This is a genomic window from Acinetobacter sp. AS5 (assembly GCF_048957595.1).
GTDB lineage: Bacteria > Pseudomonadota > Gammaproteobacteria > Pseudomonadales > Moraxellaceae > Acinetobacter.
Genome location: NZ_JARDAL010000009.1, coordinates 1 through 16391 on the forward strand (window position 1 = coordinate 1; position 16391 = coordinate 16391).

17 protein-coding genes are annotated in these 16391 nt (G+C 43.1%); 3 read left to right on the forward strand and 14 right to left on the reverse strand.

Annotated features, from left to right (window positions below):
* Positions 1-108: 108 nt before the first annotated feature.
* On the forward strand, positions 109-429 hold the full coding sequence (locus PV763_RS04015) for a DUF6176 family protein (protein WP_004280027.1): 321 nt from the start codon (positions 109-111) through the stop codon (positions 427-429).
* A 101-nt stretch (positions 430-530) separates the two neighbouring features.
* On the opposite strand, the gene PV763_RS04020 is transcribed toward PV763_RS04015, so the two are convergent.
* The 3 genes from PV763_RS04020 to tsaD form a co-directional block, all read right to left on the reverse strand.
* A complete protein-coding gene (locus PV763_RS04020) occupies positions 531-1574 on the reverse strand; it encodes a hypothetical protein (RefSeq protein ID WP_420937432.1) in 1044 nt (347 codons plus the stop codon).
* A 488-nt stretch (positions 1575-2062) separates the two neighbouring features.
* Positions 2063-3022, reverse strand: a complete 960-nt coding sequence (locus PV763_RS04025; protein ID WP_420937398.1) for a diguanylate cyclase — start codon at positions 3020-3022, stop codon at positions 2063-2065.
* Positions 3023-3226: 204 nt separating this feature from the next.
* Positions 3227-4243, reverse strand: a complete 1017-nt coding sequence (gene tsaD / locus PV763_RS04030; RefSeq protein WP_004280030.1) for a tRNA (adenosine(37)-N6)-threonylcarbamoyltransferase complex transferase subunit TsaD — start codon at positions 4241-4243, stop codon at positions 3227-3229.
* Positions 4244-4390: 147 nt separating this feature from the next.
* On the opposite strand from tsaD, the gene rpsU reads away from it, so the two are divergent.
* Positions 4391-4606: a 30S ribosomal protein S21 gene (gene rpsU / locus PV763_RS04035; protein WP_001136722.1), complete on the forward strand. Its 216-nt coding sequence runs from the start codon at positions 4391-4393 to the stop codon at positions 4604-4606.
* A 33-nt stretch (positions 4607-4639) separates the two neighbouring features.
* Positions 4640-5086, forward strand: a complete 447-nt coding sequence (locus tag PV763_RS04040) for a GatB/YqeY domain-containing protein (RefSeq protein ID WP_004280076.1) — start codon at positions 4640-4642, stop codon at positions 5084-5086.
* 75 nt (positions 5087-5161) lie between these two features.
* Here the strand turns inward: PV763_RS04040 and PV763_RS04045 are convergent, their stop codons facing one another.
* From PV763_RS04045 to PV763_RS04095, 11 genes are all read right to left on the reverse strand, one after another.
* Positions 5162-5518 carry a hypothetical protein gene (locus PV763_RS04045; RefSeq protein ID WP_247143631.1) on the reverse strand — a complete coding sequence of 119 codons (357 nt, stop codon included), beginning with the start codon at positions 5516-5518 and terminating at the stop codon, positions 5162-5164.
* Positions 5519-5625: 107 nt separating this feature from the next.
* Positions 5626-7068 carry a M48 family metalloprotease gene (locus tag PV763_RS04050; RefSeq protein ID WP_224216353.1) on the reverse strand — a complete coding sequence of 481 codons (1443 nt, stop codon included), beginning with the start codon at positions 7066-7068 and terminating at the stop codon, positions 5626-5628.
* 117 nt (positions 7069-7185) lie between these two features.
* Positions 7186-8151 carry a 2-hydroxyacid dehydrogenase gene (locus tag PV763_RS04055; protein WP_005246738.1) on the reverse strand — a complete coding sequence of 322 codons (966 nt, stop codon included), beginning with the start codon at positions 8149-8151 and terminating at the stop codon, positions 7186-7188.
* A 22-nt stretch (positions 8152-8173) separates the two neighbouring features.
* The gene (locus PV763_RS04060; protein ID WP_247143630.1) at positions 8174-8818 is read right to left on the reverse strand and encodes a hypothetical protein; all 645 of its coding nucleotides are present in this window, start codon (positions 8816-8818) and stop codon (positions 8174-8176) included.
* Positions 8819-9022: 204 nt separating this feature from the next.
* Positions 9023-10912, reverse strand: coding sequence for a M48 family metalloprotease (locus PV763_RS04065; RefSeq protein WP_420937399.1), 1890 nt, complete (start codon positions 10910-10912; stop codon positions 9023-9025).
* A gap of 89 nt (positions 10913-11001) precedes the next feature.
* Entirely contained in the window at positions 11002-12537 is a 1536-nt protein-coding gene (gene purF, locus PV763_RS04070) for an amidophosphoribosyltransferase (protein WP_180038885.1), read from the reverse strand.
* A gap of 24 nt (positions 12538-12561) precedes the next feature.
* Positions 12562-13143 carry a CvpA family protein gene (locus PV763_RS04075; protein ID WP_005246742.1) on the reverse strand — a complete coding sequence of 194 codons (582 nt, stop codon included), beginning with the start codon at positions 13141-13143 and terminating at the stop codon, positions 12562-12564.
* A gap of 5 nt (positions 13144-13148) precedes the next feature.
* Positions 13149-14150, reverse strand: coding sequence for a quinone-dependent dihydroorotate dehydrogenase (locus PV763_RS04080; protein WP_114541763.1), 1002 nt, complete (start codon positions 14148-14150; stop codon positions 13149-13151).
* Between the two features lie 90 nt (positions 14151-14240).
* Positions 14241-14720: a type II secretion system protein GspM gene (gene gspM, locus PV763_RS04085; protein ID WP_004280088.1), complete on the reverse strand. Its 480-nt coding sequence runs from the start codon at positions 14718-14720 to the stop codon at positions 14241-14243.
* Positions 14720-15859, reverse strand: coding sequence for a type II secretion system protein GspL (gene gspL, locus PV763_RS04090; protein ID WP_114541764.1), 1140 nt, complete (start codon positions 15857-15859; stop codon positions 14720-14722). The genes gspM and gspL overlap by 1 nt, the downstream gene beginning before the upstream one ends.
* 30 nt (positions 15860-15889) lie before the next feature.
* Complete coding sequence (locus PV763_RS04095) at positions 15890-16345, reverse strand: phosphoglycerate mutase family protein (protein ID WP_348962264.1); 456 nt, start codon at positions 16343-16345, stop codon at positions 15890-15892.
* Between the last annotated feature and the right edge of the window lie 46 nt (positions 16346-16391).

The window sequence follows — 16391 nt, forward strand, 5'->3', positions numbered from 1 at the left end:
TTAATTCGTCTGATCACAGATACTTTATAAAGTATTTTAATACTTTTTTGAATCCGTCAATGCGTAAGTCCTATATATAATGATGATACTCAAAAGAAAATTAAAATTATGGATGTCGGCGCAGTTCTCATTCAACTTAAGCCCTTACACATGCAGCAAGTTCATGACTGGCAGCGTACTTTGAAAGCACGTCAAGACGAAGTAATTGAAACGCTTAAGGCTGAACAGGTTCATGTCGAGTCCTGGTTTTATCTGCAACTTCATGGTCAGGACTATTTGATTGCATATATGCGCGCCGACAATATTCAAAAAGCGCAAAATATTGCAAAACTCAGTACTTTCCCAATTGACCAAGTGCATAAACAGTTTAAAACTTCATGGCAAGCGGTTTATCCCGCCGAATTGTTATTGGATGCTACAGTTACCTGATTTATTAGCACGGCTATTCAAAATAGTTTTGTAATAAAGACTTCTCCCCAATCAATAATAAAAAAAGCCCTGGAAATACAGGGCTTTTTTGACATCTCGAATTATTGTTTATCACCGATAATGGTAGACCATAGCAGGTCATCAATTTCACTGCCATTGAAATAAACAGTAGCCTTCAATGATTCAGGCTGGTTCTGTTTGACCTCAATTACCTGATCATCGCTGTCCTTAATTCTAAGCACGCCCTCTTTTGGCAAATGCTTATAGTTATTTAATACGGTTTCATCCATTTTAAATGGTGTCGTGGTATTAAAATCAAAACTGTAACGATAATCTGCCAGATCAGGCTGACCGATAATCGTACCACGACTGGTTAAGGTACGAATCCCATTACTGCCACTGCCATAATCATCGACCAATCTGTAATTATAATTACGCACCTGCAGATATTCTTTGCTCTTTGTATCAAACGCGATTCCAGAAGTACCTGCCTGACCGGTCTCGGCGATACGCTGGAATTCCAACTGATCGATTTGATAAGATTCGGATTGCCCCATGTTATTTTTGGTTTTACGATGCACAATTGTGCCAGAAATCAGGTAGTCGTCCTTGAGATTAAAATCTACATTTGAACCATAACGGACATTGCTAAAGCTTAAAGTCGTCGTGTCACCATTCACCGTCTGAGTAATGTTTGAGCCTTTACGGTAAGTTTTATCCAGAATAATACAGTTATCTTTATCTGTTTTTAATTTCAGGGTTTTGACCGAACCAGTGGTATTGACTTCCGAACAGATCAGATTTGGATATTTAATACTATTGATGCCCAGATTATAAATTTTGATGATACGTGCAGTACGCCCATAAGGATAATCTGCAAATACTTCTCCAATCATGTGACCTAGAGCAACGTTATAGTCGGTATCATTACTGGTATTTCCGGAAATTTTATCTCGAATTTTGTCTACAATGTCCTGATCTTCAAGCAGGACAAATTCCTCTGAAAGCTCAGAGGAAATACTTTCTTTCGGAACATTTGGAGGTGTAGTGACAGTAGGACTGTCTGAGCTACTTCCCCCACCACCACAGGCACTCATTAAACCCGAGACAAGAGCGAGTCCAAAGATAGAAATCTGCTTTTTTATAAAATTTATTCCCTAAAATTTCTTTGCATTTTTATTTGGTGATCACTAAAGATTGGCCATCTCGAAACTGAACAGCTCAAATGCTATTTCTGCCGGTAATGTTTTTTCTTGGCAACCAGTTTTATCCTTAGATAGCGCTTTATTTTTAAACAAAGAAATTTTTGGTTCTGTAATTTTAATGTATATTTCAAACAACAATTATCATAAGAAATGAAGTGCTTATTTGAAGCTCGCTCCTTACCAGAGTCACTTTTCAATACAATTAAAGCGCATTTAATTAAATCAATTTACTTTGCAACAAAGCTTATAAAATTTGTAATGGTTAAGTTAAAGATGGATTGAATTTTCTTTTTATGGAGAATCATGTTCAACTTTTATACAGAGCCATGAAAGAGAATATTGAAAGATAGGATGACTTTAGAGCATATAAAATGATAATTTTTATGATATGAAATACTTAATTATTTACAGAAGATTTAAAGCGTCGATTATTTTAGATTGGTCATGGATTCACTGGATTTTTTCCGACGCTTATATTCAAACATGTTCTGATCCGCTTGTGCGAGCGCTGCAAATAAACCATGACCAGGATGACGCATCGCCATACCAATCGCTGCGCCAATGTTTGCTGCTGCAAAGGCATTAATTAAACGATCCACTAAACTTTCAGTACCCGTTTCATCATTTTCTACGCTAAGAATCACAAACTCATCACCACCCAAACGGGCAACAATATCGTTGATCCGTACATTATCTCGTAATACTTGAGCCGCATTTTGAATCAGCCTGTCACCTTCATCATGACCCAAACTATCATTCACCTTTTTTAGGTCATTTAGGTCAATAAATAATACAGCGGCGGGATGACCATATTGCTTGCAACGCTCTTCTTCTGCTCGCAGCAGTTTTTCCCAGGCACGGCGATTATAGAGCCCGGTCAATTCATCTTTACTGGCTTCTTCCTGCAATAATTCATGCTGTCTTATCTGCTCACTCTGACGTAATTCTGCCTGCAATATCGAACTGAGCAATTGTCCCAACAACTCGACCAGTTGCATATCTTGCACAATAGCTTCCGATTTGGTTTCTGGATCAATCGCACAGAGCGTTCCAAACAAACTACCATCTTCTTTAAGGAGTGGCTGACCAATATAAGATTTTATACAGACCTGCTGATTAATCGGCGCTGTGGCGTATAAAGGAATTTCTTCAGAGCGGGGGGCAATTCTCGGGGCCTTACCTGCGACCATATGAGAACAAAAAGAATCAGCCCACTGAAACACTTGACCGGGTCGTATATCATAACCATGATCTTCACTTTGCAGCACAATCCAGTCTTGGCCTTCTACCCGGGTGATCATCCATAAATTAAAGCCAAAATGCTGATGCAGAAACTTTAACACTGCCTCTCCAGCATCCTGAAAACTTTTGAAATTTATATTTTCCATCCGAGATTGCCTCTGCTACAAACCTGTAAAAATATGCATGATATAAACTTAAGCTATTAAACTATTTTTCCGGTTTCAATAGAATATACAAGCTCTAAATACAGCTATAAAACTATATATTTACAACATACCGTTGCTATAAGTTTTCATTTAAAAATTCACAATAAAAAAGAGGCCTTAGCCTCTTTTTTTCAAGCCTGAAATCTATGCCTCTGTCGGATTAGTCAATTCCGTCATTGGCCAGCGTGGTGTGGTGGTCACCGCCAAGCCATCATGCTGCCCTGCTTTTAAACGCTGATAGCCCGCAAAAGCAATCATTGCACCATTGTCTGTACAGAGTGCAGGTTCAGCATAATAAACAGATGCACGGATCTTGGCTAAATCTGCTTCTAAACGCTCACGTAAACGCTTATTGGCACTGACACCGCCCGCAATCACCAGACGTTTAAGCCCCGTTTGCTTCAATGCTTTCACCGACTTTTTCACCAGAGTATCGACAATGGCTTCCTGAAAACTGGCAGCGATGTCGGCATCGCGGTTTTCATCACCCAGTTTTTTCATCTGTACAGAAACTGCCGTTTTTAGACCACTGAATGAGAATTCCAGACCTTGATGCAGCATTGGGCGTGGGAATGCAAATGCATTTGGATCGCCCTGTTCCGCCAATTTAGAGATATTCGGACCGCCCGGATATGGCAAGCCCATCATTTTCGCGACTTTATCAAAGGCTTCGCCTGCCGCATCATCAATGGATTCACCGAGCAATTCATACTGGCCAATGCCATAAGCAGCCATGAGCTGAGAATGTCCACCCGATACCAATAATGCAACAAATGGAAACTCAGGCGGAGTTTCTGACAACAAAGGTGCCAGCATATGACCTTCCATATGATGCACACCAATTGCGGGTTTATTCAGTGCAAAGGCCAAAGTACGACCAAACAATGCGCCTGTCATGAGTGCGCCCATCAGACCCGGGCCACGGGTATATGCGACTGCATCAATTTCTGATTTTTTCACGCCGCTCTGTTCAAGCAGCTCATTGATGAGTGGAATCAGTTTACGCACATGATCACGTGACGCCAGCTCTGGAACTACACCGCCATATTCTGCATGCAGTTTAATCTGGCTATAAAGCACCTGTCCGCGCAAACCCAACTCGCTGTCATACAGCGCAAGTCCTGTTTCATCACACGACGTTTCCAAGCCTAAAACGATCATTAAACTGCCTATAACCTGTATCAATTCTATTGCAGCAACTATTATAGACTTGTGGTATGAGATGTAAATGAGTAAAATACTGACCTTCACTTGTGATTGAGGGCAATTCAGCCCGAGATCTTACCCTAACTGATATGAGGATTCTTCATGCCACAAGTTAAATTGAAAGAAGGCGAGCCAGTAGACGTAGCTATCCGTCGTTTCAAACGTTCATGCGAAAAAGCGGGTGTTCTTGCTGACGTACGTAAGCGTGAATTCTACGAGAAACCAACTCAAGAACGTAAGCGCAAAAAAGCTGCTGCTGTTAAACGCTACCAAAAGAAATTGGCGCGTGAATCAGTACGTACGACTCGCCTTTACTAAGATTAATTTGTGATTGATTGCCTGGAATAAATAATGACGACTTTAAAAGACCAAATCACGGATGTTTTGAAAGCAACAATGCGTGCCAAAGAAATGTCCAAGCTGACGGTCATTCGCAGTCTACAGGCAGCAATTAAGCAAATCGAAGTCGATGAGCGCAAAGAACTTGACGACGCTCAGGTTCTTGCGGTCATTGAAAAACAAATTAAACAACGTAAAGAATCGGTTAAAGCCTTTGCAGGCGCTGGCCGAGATGATTTAGCTAGTAAGGAACAAGCCGAAATTGAGATTTTGTCTCAGTTTCTACCAGAAGCTATGACTGAGGAAGAACTTGATTCCATGATTGCGCAAGCTATTGCAGCGCAACAAGCTACTAGCATGAAAGATATGGGTAAGGTGATGAATTCTCTGCGTCCGCTCATAGCCGGGCGCGCCGATCCTGCACAAGTTTCCGCCAAAATCAAAGCGCAACTTGCTTAATCCCTACTTTCTAGCATCTTGTCTTTAACGTTGAACTGCCTTTAATCATCAAAGACAGTTCTTGACGTATTCTTATTACAAATTACAATCGACCTGATAACGCTTAAGTAATTGCATCTCTTTAGACGATTTCACTTCTACAATTACATCCTGTTTACTCATATTTTGAAACTGACGATCCAGATAAGCACGATTCTGGTCAGCGGCCTGATATAAACGATCAACATAGCGTCCTACAATTCCACAAAATTTTGCATTCTGCTCAGGACTAAATCCCTGTTGCTGCGGATTTAACCCACTTAAAAATTGACGCGATTCCTTTTTATAATCTGCATTAATTCGCTCTATCGCTTCTATATATTCAACTGCACTCGCAGCAAAAATCCCATAACTCCACCCCAGTAGACACACACCCAATAGTATTTTTTTCATATTATGCTTCAGTTTGATTCACGCTGATCTTTCAAAAAGATTGTAGCCTGATTGAATATATTCTTGCTATATCATCCTGATACAAAAACTTAAAACCCAGTGCAACCTTAAATCTTGTATTGATGTGCCTGCTGCATCTGTTTCAGACGCTGGCGAATGGTGGACGATAAAGATTGATTGTTTTTCACGCTACGCTGGGCATGTAATAAGGATTTGATCGCGGTTTCTTCATATCCCGACCAATATTCTACTTCTGCACGATAGCGCAGTACATTAGCAGCCTTGATCGGCGAATCTGGCTCTGCATTGGCAGCCACTTGCATCAGTCGCCAGCCACTCACATCACGTGAATTGGCATTTAAAAATCGCTGCACTAAAACTTTTGCTTTATCGGGTTGCTTGGCACGAATCAACACTTCTGCATATTTATAATTGAGCGCTCGATTCTCTGGCATGATCCGCGCTGCTGACGCTACACTTTTCAAAGCTGCATCAAGCTGGTTCTGGGCTAAATAAATATCAGTCTGGAATAAAACCTGTAAAGGATGCTTCTGGTTATGCTTTTTTGCTCGATCTAAAGTAGCCTGCGCGGCCTGAAAATCACTTTGCTGTATTTGATAGGCAGTTAAGGCAAGCTGGCCTGCAAAATTATTTTGCCGGTCCATCAGTATAAGCTGCTCTGCATTGGTCTGACCAGACAACACCCTGCTATACCACTTGATAATTTCAAAGTCTTGATCATTGAGATTACGTTTCACCGCAGGAAGCTGGTTGGCACGTAAACGCGCTTCACTCATACGCTCGGTGGTCAGCGGATGAGTAAACCAGAAATCCGGCAGAAAGCTTAATCGGCTGGTCGAGCGATGCATGACCTCAAAGAAATCTGCCATACTATGCGGGTTATAGCCGGAACGATACATATATTGCATACCAATCCGGTCTGCCTCACGTTCCTGATTACGACTATAAGTGAGCTGTTTATCCAGAAGTGCTGCCTGTGAACCCATCATGACCGCTGTGCCGACATCGCCATCTGCCTGAGAAGCGACCAAAGCACCGACGAGAATTCCGGCTAGCGCCAGTAAACCTTGCCCTTTAAATGCATCCTGAGAGCGACTGTAATGACGTTGTGTGACATGTGCAATTTCATGCGCCATCACTCCTGCCACTTCATCCATGTTTCGGGCTGAATTAATCAGACCAGCATTAAGTGCAAAGAGGCCACCCGGTACGGCGAAAGCATTAATTTGGGGATCATTAATGACCAGCAAACCGATCGGCTGTTGCAATTGAGTCTGACTCAGGATATGAGAAAATACTGAAAGCAACTGATCTTCAAGCCATGGATTTTGCAGGACCGGCATTTGTTTATGCACTTCACGATAGACTTTTTCACCGATCATTTTTTCTTTTTGTTGATCGAGTAAGCCGACGCCTGTACCAATATCAGGCACAGAAAATTGTACATTTACTTGATTAAAATCATGGTTAGAGCCGTGCCCTGCTACCATATACAGACTTAAGCCACACGCCAGCGCCAATCGTTTCAATGAAAAATCTCTAATCCTGCCGATCTAATTTATCTTGAATATAGCATTAGAACAATGAGCAGAGACGCAAGAAAATGTTATTTTTTAATACCATTTAAACGACGAATCAGATGCATTTTAAAATTCCGGATTGACCACATAACGGGGCACTCGTCCTTCCAAGGCATCAACAAGATTCTGATAAGCCAGTTCTGCCATTTTTTTACGGGTGGCTGCAGTGGCCGAACCCACATGTGGCAATGTAACCACATTATCCAACTGGAATAATTCCGATTCCTTTAACGGCTCTTTCTGATACACATCCAGACCGGCAGCAAAAACCTGCTTGGCTTTTAAAGCTGAAATTAATGCCTGTTCATCAATGACCGAGCCACGTGAAATATTGACCAATACTGCATGGGATTGCATTTTAGCCAATTCCGCTGTCGCAATCAGCGCCTTGGAATCCGCATTCAAATCTACTGCAACGACCACAAAGTCAGAACGCTGTAACAGTTCCTCAAGCTGGCAATATTTCGCATTCAACCCTTGAGCAAGTTCTGGTTTTTCCCGACGATTATGATACAGAATATTCATATTAAAACCGTAAAAACCACGACGTGCGATTGCAGCTCCAATATGACCGAGACCAATAATTCCGAGGGTTTTTCCAAAAATATCCATACCAAATTGTGCTTCGCCCACGGTACGCTGCCATTGTCCCTGCTTGGTCCATTGATCCAGGTAAGCCACTTTGCGTGCTGCTGACATCAGTAAAGTGAAAGCCAGGTCAGCAGTGGTTTCAGTCAGTACATGCGGCGTATGACTGAGATAAATTTTCTTTTCATTTAAATAATCCAGTTCATAGTTGTCATAACCGACACTGACACTGGAGATAATTTTTAACCGGGTGGCACTGGCCAGATTATCGCGATTCAACAAGCGCCCTGCGCCAATCATGCCATCAGCATCCTGAACCTGCTGCAAAAGCTGTTGATTCACATCGCCTAGCTTCGGTTGTATATAACTAACCTGATAATTTTGTTCCAGCTTGTTTTGAATATCAGTATCAATTTGACTAAATACAACCACTTTTTGTTTCATCTATTTTTATTCCACAGCAAGATTATTCCAGACTGGCAGTCCTATTTTGCATAAACTGCCATAAACGTTTTTTTAGAATCGGCTGATCCAGCATTTCTTGTAAAGATGCCAACTGGATCATTTTCGTATTTGATATATGCGCTACAGGCCCGAGGAAAATAATATTTTTCTCTGCACTCATTCCATCCAGAAAACCCTGAATATAGGATTCTACACCACGTCCATCCTGAACGTTGGCCCAGGGAAATGGCCAGTTCAGCTCATGAAACTCACCTAGGACTGCACGCTGGATATTGCCCCATAGATTCTGGGTGTCTTCGGTCATTTTAGTTGCATCAATCATGATACTGCAATGCGCCAGACTTAAAGCCTGCAAACTGAATGGCGGGATCTGTACGATTTCACGCTGTTCCTGAACAGGTGCAATGTGAGTCGGTGCCGCAGGTGGTGTATCAACCTTAAGCGTAACAATTGGCTCTGGCTCAGGAATCGGTAGATCAGCCAACGCCTCTACGGAAGCAGGCTGTGGTAAGACGATATCGGTGTGAAATTCAGGTGCAGCCTGATCACGCCAGATCGAAACCTGGTGCGGCTGACATGCGCTGTCCCTAGGAATCCAGAGATCGATTCCTAATGTTGCCAGTATGTCACGCTGATGCCCAATCATCTTTTCATCATCACCAATTTCAGGCTGAACATTTTAGCCGGATTGCCTGTGCTTTGCCGAACTTTTTCAGCTTTTCTTTTTTATCCTGATGGATTCTAGTACAAAGTTTAGCTGTCTGCTAAAAACCGTGCTTTTAATACACAATTAAACCATTCCTGCTGTTATAACAGATTCCGGCTAAAGCTGCGCGTTCTCATTTATTTTCTACAGAATGGTTAAACTGTTCTTCTTTAACATTTGCTGAACGACCTGTTCTGCCTCAAAACCCAAGCGCCAATACAACAGCTCCATCACGTCCAACTCATCCTGTGTCACGATACGATCACTCCACAAACAGGCCTCTGCAATACCTAAAATACTGAGGCGATCACGCAATAACAGCCCCGCAATATCATTCAGGATTTCTGCTAGATCAATCGGCTCATCAGAAATTTCATTATATAAGTCCAGTTCCTGAGCGGTCAGAATCCGGTTTAAAATCCGCTCCCGCACCTCAAGCTGGTTGCCGCTATTAATCTGCTGTACATGCAGCAAGGCGTCGATCAAACGCACAATCTGTGGCTTGACCTCATCGAGTGCTGTAGGCGTATGTGCAGGAAGCAAATTCAGTTCGTATTTCACACATTCCAGTAATAATGCATCCAACAGGCCAATTTCGCCATCTTCCTGAATAATCCGTGCCAGCTTCATCAAAAACTGGCGTGCAACAGTTGTCGGCATGCCACCAATATTGTTACAAGCTTGCTGGAAAATCGAGATATGCACCCGCCCGTCCAGATTGAGCAATGAATCTACAATGGCACGGCTAACTTCAGCCTCAGTCGGAATAAATTCACGATATTGACGGATCATTAAAATGGCGACCATCACTTCACGAGAACCAGTTGCGGTTTGTAATGCACGCTCAATCAGTTCCGGACGTGGCATCTTGAGCCGAAGTTCCGGATTCAGTGGTTTGATCGCATCTTTAATCGCAAAACTGATCGGAGACAGCCGCAATAATGGCAAAGGCTGTGGCGAGCTCCAGCTCATTGCAGTTTCAGGCACCACTTCTTCTAAAGAACGGAACAAACTAAACAAAGGCTGATTTTTGAGTTTTTTCAGATTCTCAAGCTGTAAGTCCTGAATCAAGGCAGGATTTAATTCATAAATCCGCTGATTGATATGGGGATGAATATTCAGCCAGTTTTGTGGGCTCAAGGAATTGGCAAAGCACATATGTGAAATGGATTCAGCATATTCACTATAAATCTGGGAGCCGGAATGATGCACATGGATTCTGAGTAAAGTCTGGATATTGGCATCATTTTGAATCAGGCGACGGGTCTTCCGATCATTTTTATAGGTTCGACCACCCAGTGAAATATATTTAATAAAACGGGAAATCAAAACACCCAAACTACCAATTAGCCAGATCACCGCACCGACTGCAACATAGAAAGTTTCAAACTTGTTTTCACGGGGACTACCCGCTCGATAAAAACCGGACTTGGCAATCTTACTGCCACACTGACTAAACGTGGTTAGACTGCTATACAGAATTTTCAAACGGGTATTTTCTGCAGCTTCACCAGAGAGGATTTTATTGAATTCATGGCTGAGCAAGCCATACAGCTCGACTTTATCCAGTGTTTGTATCGCACCCCAAGTCAGGATAATTGCGGTATCCCGCGGACTAAAACCCGCCGTCAGCGCATTGACACCGACTTCATCGGACAGCACATATACTGCAGGAACATCAATCAGAAAAGTCTCTGCCAACTGTTGGTTAATGTGCAATGCAGCACTTTCTTCGGGAATACTGTCCATCGGACTCAACCGACGCGCACCCAACTGCTTCGCCAGTGAATAACCACCATTCCGAAAAATATAAAACTCGTAGATGACCGAGATCATCATGGCACATAACAGCAAAGCAATCAGATAAGGACTCAGCACATGCCAGAAGATTGACTGGCTAGGATCAGTATAAAAGACAAAGAGACCAACAACGGTATTAATAATAAAAATAGTCAACAGAATTGCAATCAGGCAAAAACTTACAGGTAGTACTATATTTTTGTTTTTTATAAAATCGTATCCTACGTTTCGCAATGCAGAACCCTAAAATGATAATTTTCAATGGGCTCATCATAAAACAAAAAAGCGGGAAATTCCCGCTTTTTCATGATGATTTTAAATGTTTAAACTTCGCGTACGCCAGTCAAATCCACTGAGGCTGCATCAATATTGACATCAATATAATTGCTTTCTTTCATGGCACTGTCACTACGTTTTTGCTGAAGATCATCCAGATATTGCGCATCAATACCGCCCGAAACATAGATGCCATCAAACACTGAACAATCAAAGTCTTTGACATCCGGTACTTTGGTGGTTCTTACCGCATCTTTCAAATCTTCCAGATCCTGGAAAATCAGACGGTCAGCACCAATAATTTCACGGATTTCTTCCACGCTACGTTCCGATGCAATCAGCTCAGATTTCGCCGGCATATCAATACCGTAAACGTTTGGATATTTCACCATCGGTGCTGCAGAAGCGAAGAATACTTTTTTCGCACCAGAATCACGAGCCATCTGGATAATTTCATTACAGGTCGTACCACGGACAATCGAGTCATCCACCAACAGTACGTTTTTACCTTTAAACTCAAGCTCAACCGGGTTCAGTTTTTGACGTACCGATTTTTTACGCAGCTGCTGACCAGGCATAATGAAGGTCCGGCCGATATAACGGTTTTTCATGAAACCTTCACGGAATTTCACGCCCAACATATTGGCAAGTTCTAGCGCTGAAGTACGTGAAGTATCCGGAATCGGAATCACCACATCAATATCATGCTCTTCACCCCACTCACGCAGAATTTTTTGCGCCAGCTTCTCACCCATTTTCAAACGTGCTTTATACACCGAGATTCCATCAATGATGGCATCTGGACGGGCAAAATAAACGTATTCAAAAATACAAGGACGGTATTCAGCATTCACTGCACATTGCTTGGTGAAGAAGTTACCTTCTAAATCAATAAATACCGCTTCACCAGGCAGAATATCACGCTCAACTTTAAAGCCCAGCGCAGTAATCGCAACAGACTCTGAAGCAATGATATACTCCATGCCCTGCTCAGTTTCACGTGAACCGTAGATCAGTGGACGAATACCGTTCGGATCGCGGAAGCCCACCAGCCCCTGACCGGTAATCATCGCCACCACACCATAAGCGCCTTTGCAACGCTCATGCACACGCGTCACCGCATGGAAAATATCTTCCGACGTCGGTACCAATTTGCCATGTTTTTGCAATTCATGCGCAAACACGTTTAACAGGACTTCCGAATCAGAATCGGTGTTCATATGACGCAAGTCAGTTTTGAACAGGTCATCATGAATTTCTTCGGCATTCGTCAGGTTACCATTATGTGCCAAGGTAATCCCGTACGGCGAGTTCACATAAAACGGCTGTGCTTCAGCACTGCTCGATGAACCGGCTGTTGGATAACGCACATGACCAATACCGTAATTTCCTTTCAAAGCACGCATATGACGAGTATGGAATACATCACGCACCATACCATTGTCTTTGCGCAGGAATAAACGTCCTTCATCACATGTCACGATCCCAGCTGCATCTTGTCCACGATGTTGTAACATCGTTAATGCATCAAACAACATTTGGTTAACGGGTGATTTACCAGCTATACCAACTACTCCACACATAGCAACCTCGCAGACAAGCTAGGATTAATAAAAAGGATTATTTGTAGACTCATCTGCAGCTCCAGACTTGGACGATGTTTCAGATGATGAAGCTGAAGGTTTCGATGTCCCTTCAGGCTTGATATGTTGTAGTGCGCCATTCGCGGCTTCTTTCGACATTTGAGTCGCCCAAGGTGCATAAGGCAATAAGGCTTGAATAAACTTGGACTGTTTCCAGTGAGGTGAGCTTTCTACCCACGGGCCAATTCCCTGCATGGTAATCAGAACAATCAGCAAACCTTTCAGGCTACCAAAGACACCACCCGCCAGACGGTTGAGAGGGCCCAGTTTAAGACTTTTTAAAATACGGTTCAACAGTGCAGTAACGATCCAGGTCAGAACTACAATCAGCAGGACGATAAAAGCGAAGGCCGCAATCTTTTGTACGACTGGATCTGTACTCAGAGCAACCATAGACGGCGCAAGTAGCGTTGAATATTTTGCCGCAACAATCAGGGCAAAGATCCATCCCACTAAGTTCGCAAAGGCTTTAATAAATCCTTGACGCAAACCGTTGAGCCCTCCAATGAGCAAGATAATCAGTAGAAAGATATCAATGGCATTCATAGGATTTAAAGTGCGTCTACACAATCTTTTACAAGTTTAGGTCCAGTATAGATGAGGCCACTATAAACTTGTACAAGGCTGGCGCCTGCCTGTTTCTTGGCAGCAGCATCTGCACCTGAAAGAATACCACCCACACCAATCAATGGAATTTGTCCTTTTAATACCGCAGCAAATGCAGCCAGACATGCGGTACTTTTCTCAAATACTGGCGCGCCAGACAAACCACCTGCTTCCTCTGCATGCTCCAGACCCTCTACACCTTCACGTGACAGTGTGGTATTGGTCACGATCAGGCCATCAATCTTGAATTGCAATAATTGCTTGGCAATAAAGGCAATATCGCTGTTATCCAGATCAGGCGCCACTTTCAGTACCAAAGGTACATAATGCTGGTATTCCTGAGCCAATTCAAGCTGACGCTTCTTCAGTGTTTCCAGCAGTTCGGTGAGTGCATCACCACTTTGCAGGCTGCGCAGGTTTTTGGTATTGGGAGAAGAAATGTTGACGGTAATATAAGAAGCATAATTATAGACTTTTTCTAAACAGATGAGGTAATCATCTACTGCTTTTTCTACCGGAGTATCAGCGTTTTTACCGATATTAATACCGAGAATGCCTTTAAATTTGGCCGCTTTGACATTTTCAACCAGCTGATCCACGCCATCATTATTAAAGCCCATACGGTTAATAATGGCTTTGACCTGTGGCAAACGGAATAAACGCGGATGAGGATTGCCGGCTTGCGGTCGCGGGGTAATGGTACCAATTTCAATAAAACCAAAACCTTGACCGGCAAGGGCGTCAATATAGGCACCATTTTTGTCCAAACCTGCCGCAAGACCTACCGGATTGGGAAATTCGATTCCCATACAGGTCACAGGTTTCGCAGCAACGTTTTGACGCATCAAGCCCATTTTATGGGATGATTTCAATAGTGATAATGTCAGCTCATGTGCACGCTCTGGTGCTAAAGAAAACAACAAAGGGCGGGCTAGAGAATACAACATATCCAGAAAAGTCTACTGCTTTTTAAGTCGGCATATTATAGGCATAGGCTGACAAAAAAACCATGCTTTGCAAATCTTTATTTTTACCGTTTATTGTATGGTCGCCGTTAATTTAATCTGTCCTGCCTCATTATTTAGTTCCATTTTCTCGATACTTAGCCCCATTTGTGCCAGCTGAGTCAGGAAATTTGCCAGTACTGCATAATTTTCATGCATGACCGCCAATTGAATTTTTCCTTCCATTTGCTGGGAAGCCACCGACAATCCTTGCTGCTGTGCGACTCGCTGTACTTTCTCCGCTGCATCCAGTTGGGTGTCCCCAGCCGGTTTCATGGTTACTGCATTACTTTGCATCCAAACAATGGTATCTTTCAGCTGATTTAAGCGTTTTTGCTGGGTATCTGCTGCCTGATGCATATACCAGAGTGCAGAACCGACTGCCGCCACAATCACAAAAACAGTGGTAAAAATCACCATTACCCGTTCACGTACCGACAAGCTGTCCAGATAATCACTCAGTTTTTCAAAAGACTGATCCATACGATTTTGTAGCGCTTCAATGCCTTTCATTATTGAATCCTCACCAGTCCGATCGCAGCTGTTCCGCTGGCCTGAATATTCCCCAGCTCCACCTTAAAGCCTTGCTGGCTTAATTGTCTGGTCAGTGCATTTAACGTTTCTGATGAATTGGCCTTAAGCTCCATACTTAACACAGAAGCATCATAATTCACCCGTTGTGCCACAATCTGATTTTGCATCAAGACTGGCCCCACCCGACTAATCAGCTGCAATGCATGCGTATCTGCAATCTGGCTTTGACGCAACTGCCCTTCAAACTGACTTTTGATATTCTGCTCAGTGACCGGATAATTTTGTCCAAACCAGTATTTAAACTGGTCGATGGCTTGCGCGGCGGTCTGATTCGCCACTTTCTTATATTGATACCAGCGCACAGCATCATAACTAAACTGCAATACTAAAATACCCAGAAAAACCGCCGCGCAGGCTTTCCAGTAGCCGGAAATAGCGCCATTGGATTTTGCTTTAGGCAAGACATTAAACGGATGCTGTTTCGGTTTTTTTAGTACAGGAATTCCATATTGGAAAGACTCCAGTTGCTCCTGAGTGACCAGTGCTTCAAGACTACGCAACTGCTCCTGATTCAGATTGCTCACCTTATAGCTGAGATCCTTGGGCTGATAATCCAGATAAAGGCTTAGATCATCCAGCGACTGGCCGATATATTCCGACTCGCGCACCAGCAAACGTCCACCGATTTGCGCAATCACACGCTGATTGGCATCAGGAACAGGCAGCACCAAAAAGTCCGGTAACAAAGCTGCCAGCTTGACTGGGATCAAGTTTAGCGCGTGTTGCAAGGTCTCAAGCGTTGAATTCGCAATCCCCATAATGCTGATCTGATCCGGCTGCTGAAAATGATGCAGCACTTTCATGGCATCTACCGGCAGCACCACGTATTCTTCAAGCAAATATTTAATGCCATCATTACCCATTTTCTTATATTGGCTCTTGGGCAAGGTCTGCTGCAAAATTTGCACATGACGGCTCGGGAAAAATACTACTGCCTCTTCGCCATGATGAGCCTGTATATCCTGAATCAGCTGCTCAAGTGTGTCCGCAGTGTTCCAGAATTCCCCAGTTGACCATTGCCAAACCCCATTGGCTTCTGGCATCCATAAATACAACATCAATTGTGTTCTGCCATTTTAATTAATTTTTTATAGTGTAGGAATAAAGCTTTTTATCTGTGTGGATAAGCCAGGGGCAATCACCGCCTGATCATAAATACGCGCTTCTGCCAATGCATAGGGATGAAAAGATTCAGCCAGCAGAATGGAAGACATATGGGCCACCACATTCATATGACACACCACTGCAATCGACTCATAAGGCAGTTGCGACAACCATTCTACTGCGACTTTGGCATCATCATCTGGTTTGATGGTATTACAGATCACCACCGGCACATCTTTAAAATACTGCTGCAAATGTGCCAGAGTTTCCTGCGCACGCAATAACGGACTGACCACAAAGACTTCAGGCTTAATCAGATCCTTTAAGAACTGTGAAGTCTGCTCAGCCTGTTGATGACCACGCTCCGTTAAAGGTCGCTTGGTGTCATTACCATTGACCGGTGGTGCGGCCTCGCCATGTCGAACTAAAGTCAGTTGCATTTGATTTCCTTATATTCTTTTGCCTGCATGATAAGCAGCGAATATG

Excerpts from the sequence above, each read along its gene's own strand:
- PV763_RS04015 (WP_004280027.1), top strand. The coding sequence starts at position 109 with ATGGATGTCGGCGCAGTTCTCATTCAACTTAAGCCCTTACACATGCAG.
- PV763_RS04025 (WP_420937398.1), bottom strand. The coding sequence starts at position 3,022 with ATGGAAAATATAAATTTCAAAAGTTTTCAGGATGCTGGAGAGGCAGTG.
- tsaD (WP_004280030.1), bottom strand. The coding sequence starts at position 4,243 with ATGATCGTTTTAGGCTTGGAAACGTCGTGTGATGAAACAGGACTTGCG.
- rpsU (WP_001136722.1), top strand. The coding sequence starts at position 4,391 with ATGCCACAAGTTAAATTGAAAGAAGGCGAGCCAGTAGACGTAGCTATC.
- PV763_RS04040 (WP_004280076.1), top strand. The coding sequence starts at position 4,640 with ATGACGACTTTAAAAGACCAAATCACGGATGTTTTGAAAGCAACAATG.
- PV763_RS04045 (WP_247143631.1), bottom strand. The coding sequence starts at position 5,518 with ATGAAAAAAATACTATTGGGTGTGTGTCTACTGGGGTGGAGTTATGGG.
- PV763_RS04055 (WP_005246738.1), bottom strand. The coding sequence starts at position 8,151 with ATGAAACAAAAAGTGGTTGTATTTAGTCAAATTGATACTGATATTCAA.
- PV763_RS04060 (WP_247143630.1), bottom strand. The coding sequence starts at position 8,818 with ATGATTGGGCATCAGCGTGACATACTGGCAACATTAGGAATCGATCTC.
- purF (WP_180038885.1), bottom strand. The coding sequence starts at position 12,537 with ATGTGTGGAGTAGTTGGTATAGCTGGTAAATCACCCGTTAACCAAATG.
- PV763_RS04075 (WP_005246742.1), bottom strand. The coding sequence starts at position 13,143 with ATGAATGCCATTGATATCTTTCTACTGATTATCTTGCTCATTGGAGGG.
- PV763_RS04080 (WP_114541763.1), bottom strand. The coding sequence starts at position 14,150 with ATGTTGTATTCTCTAGCCCGCCCTTTGTTGTTTTCTTTAGCACCAGAG.
- gspM (WP_004280088.1), bottom strand. The coding sequence starts at position 14,720 with ATGAAAGGCATTGAAGCGCTACAAAATCGTATGGATCAGTCTTTTGAA.
- gspL (WP_114541764.1), bottom strand. The coding sequence starts at position 15,859 with ATGTTGTATTTATGGATGCCAGAAGCCAATGGGGTTTGGCAATGGTCA.
- PV763_RS04095 (WP_348962264.1), bottom strand. The coding sequence starts at position 16,345 with ATGCAACTGACTTTAGTTCGACATGGCGAGGCCGCACCACCGGTCAAT.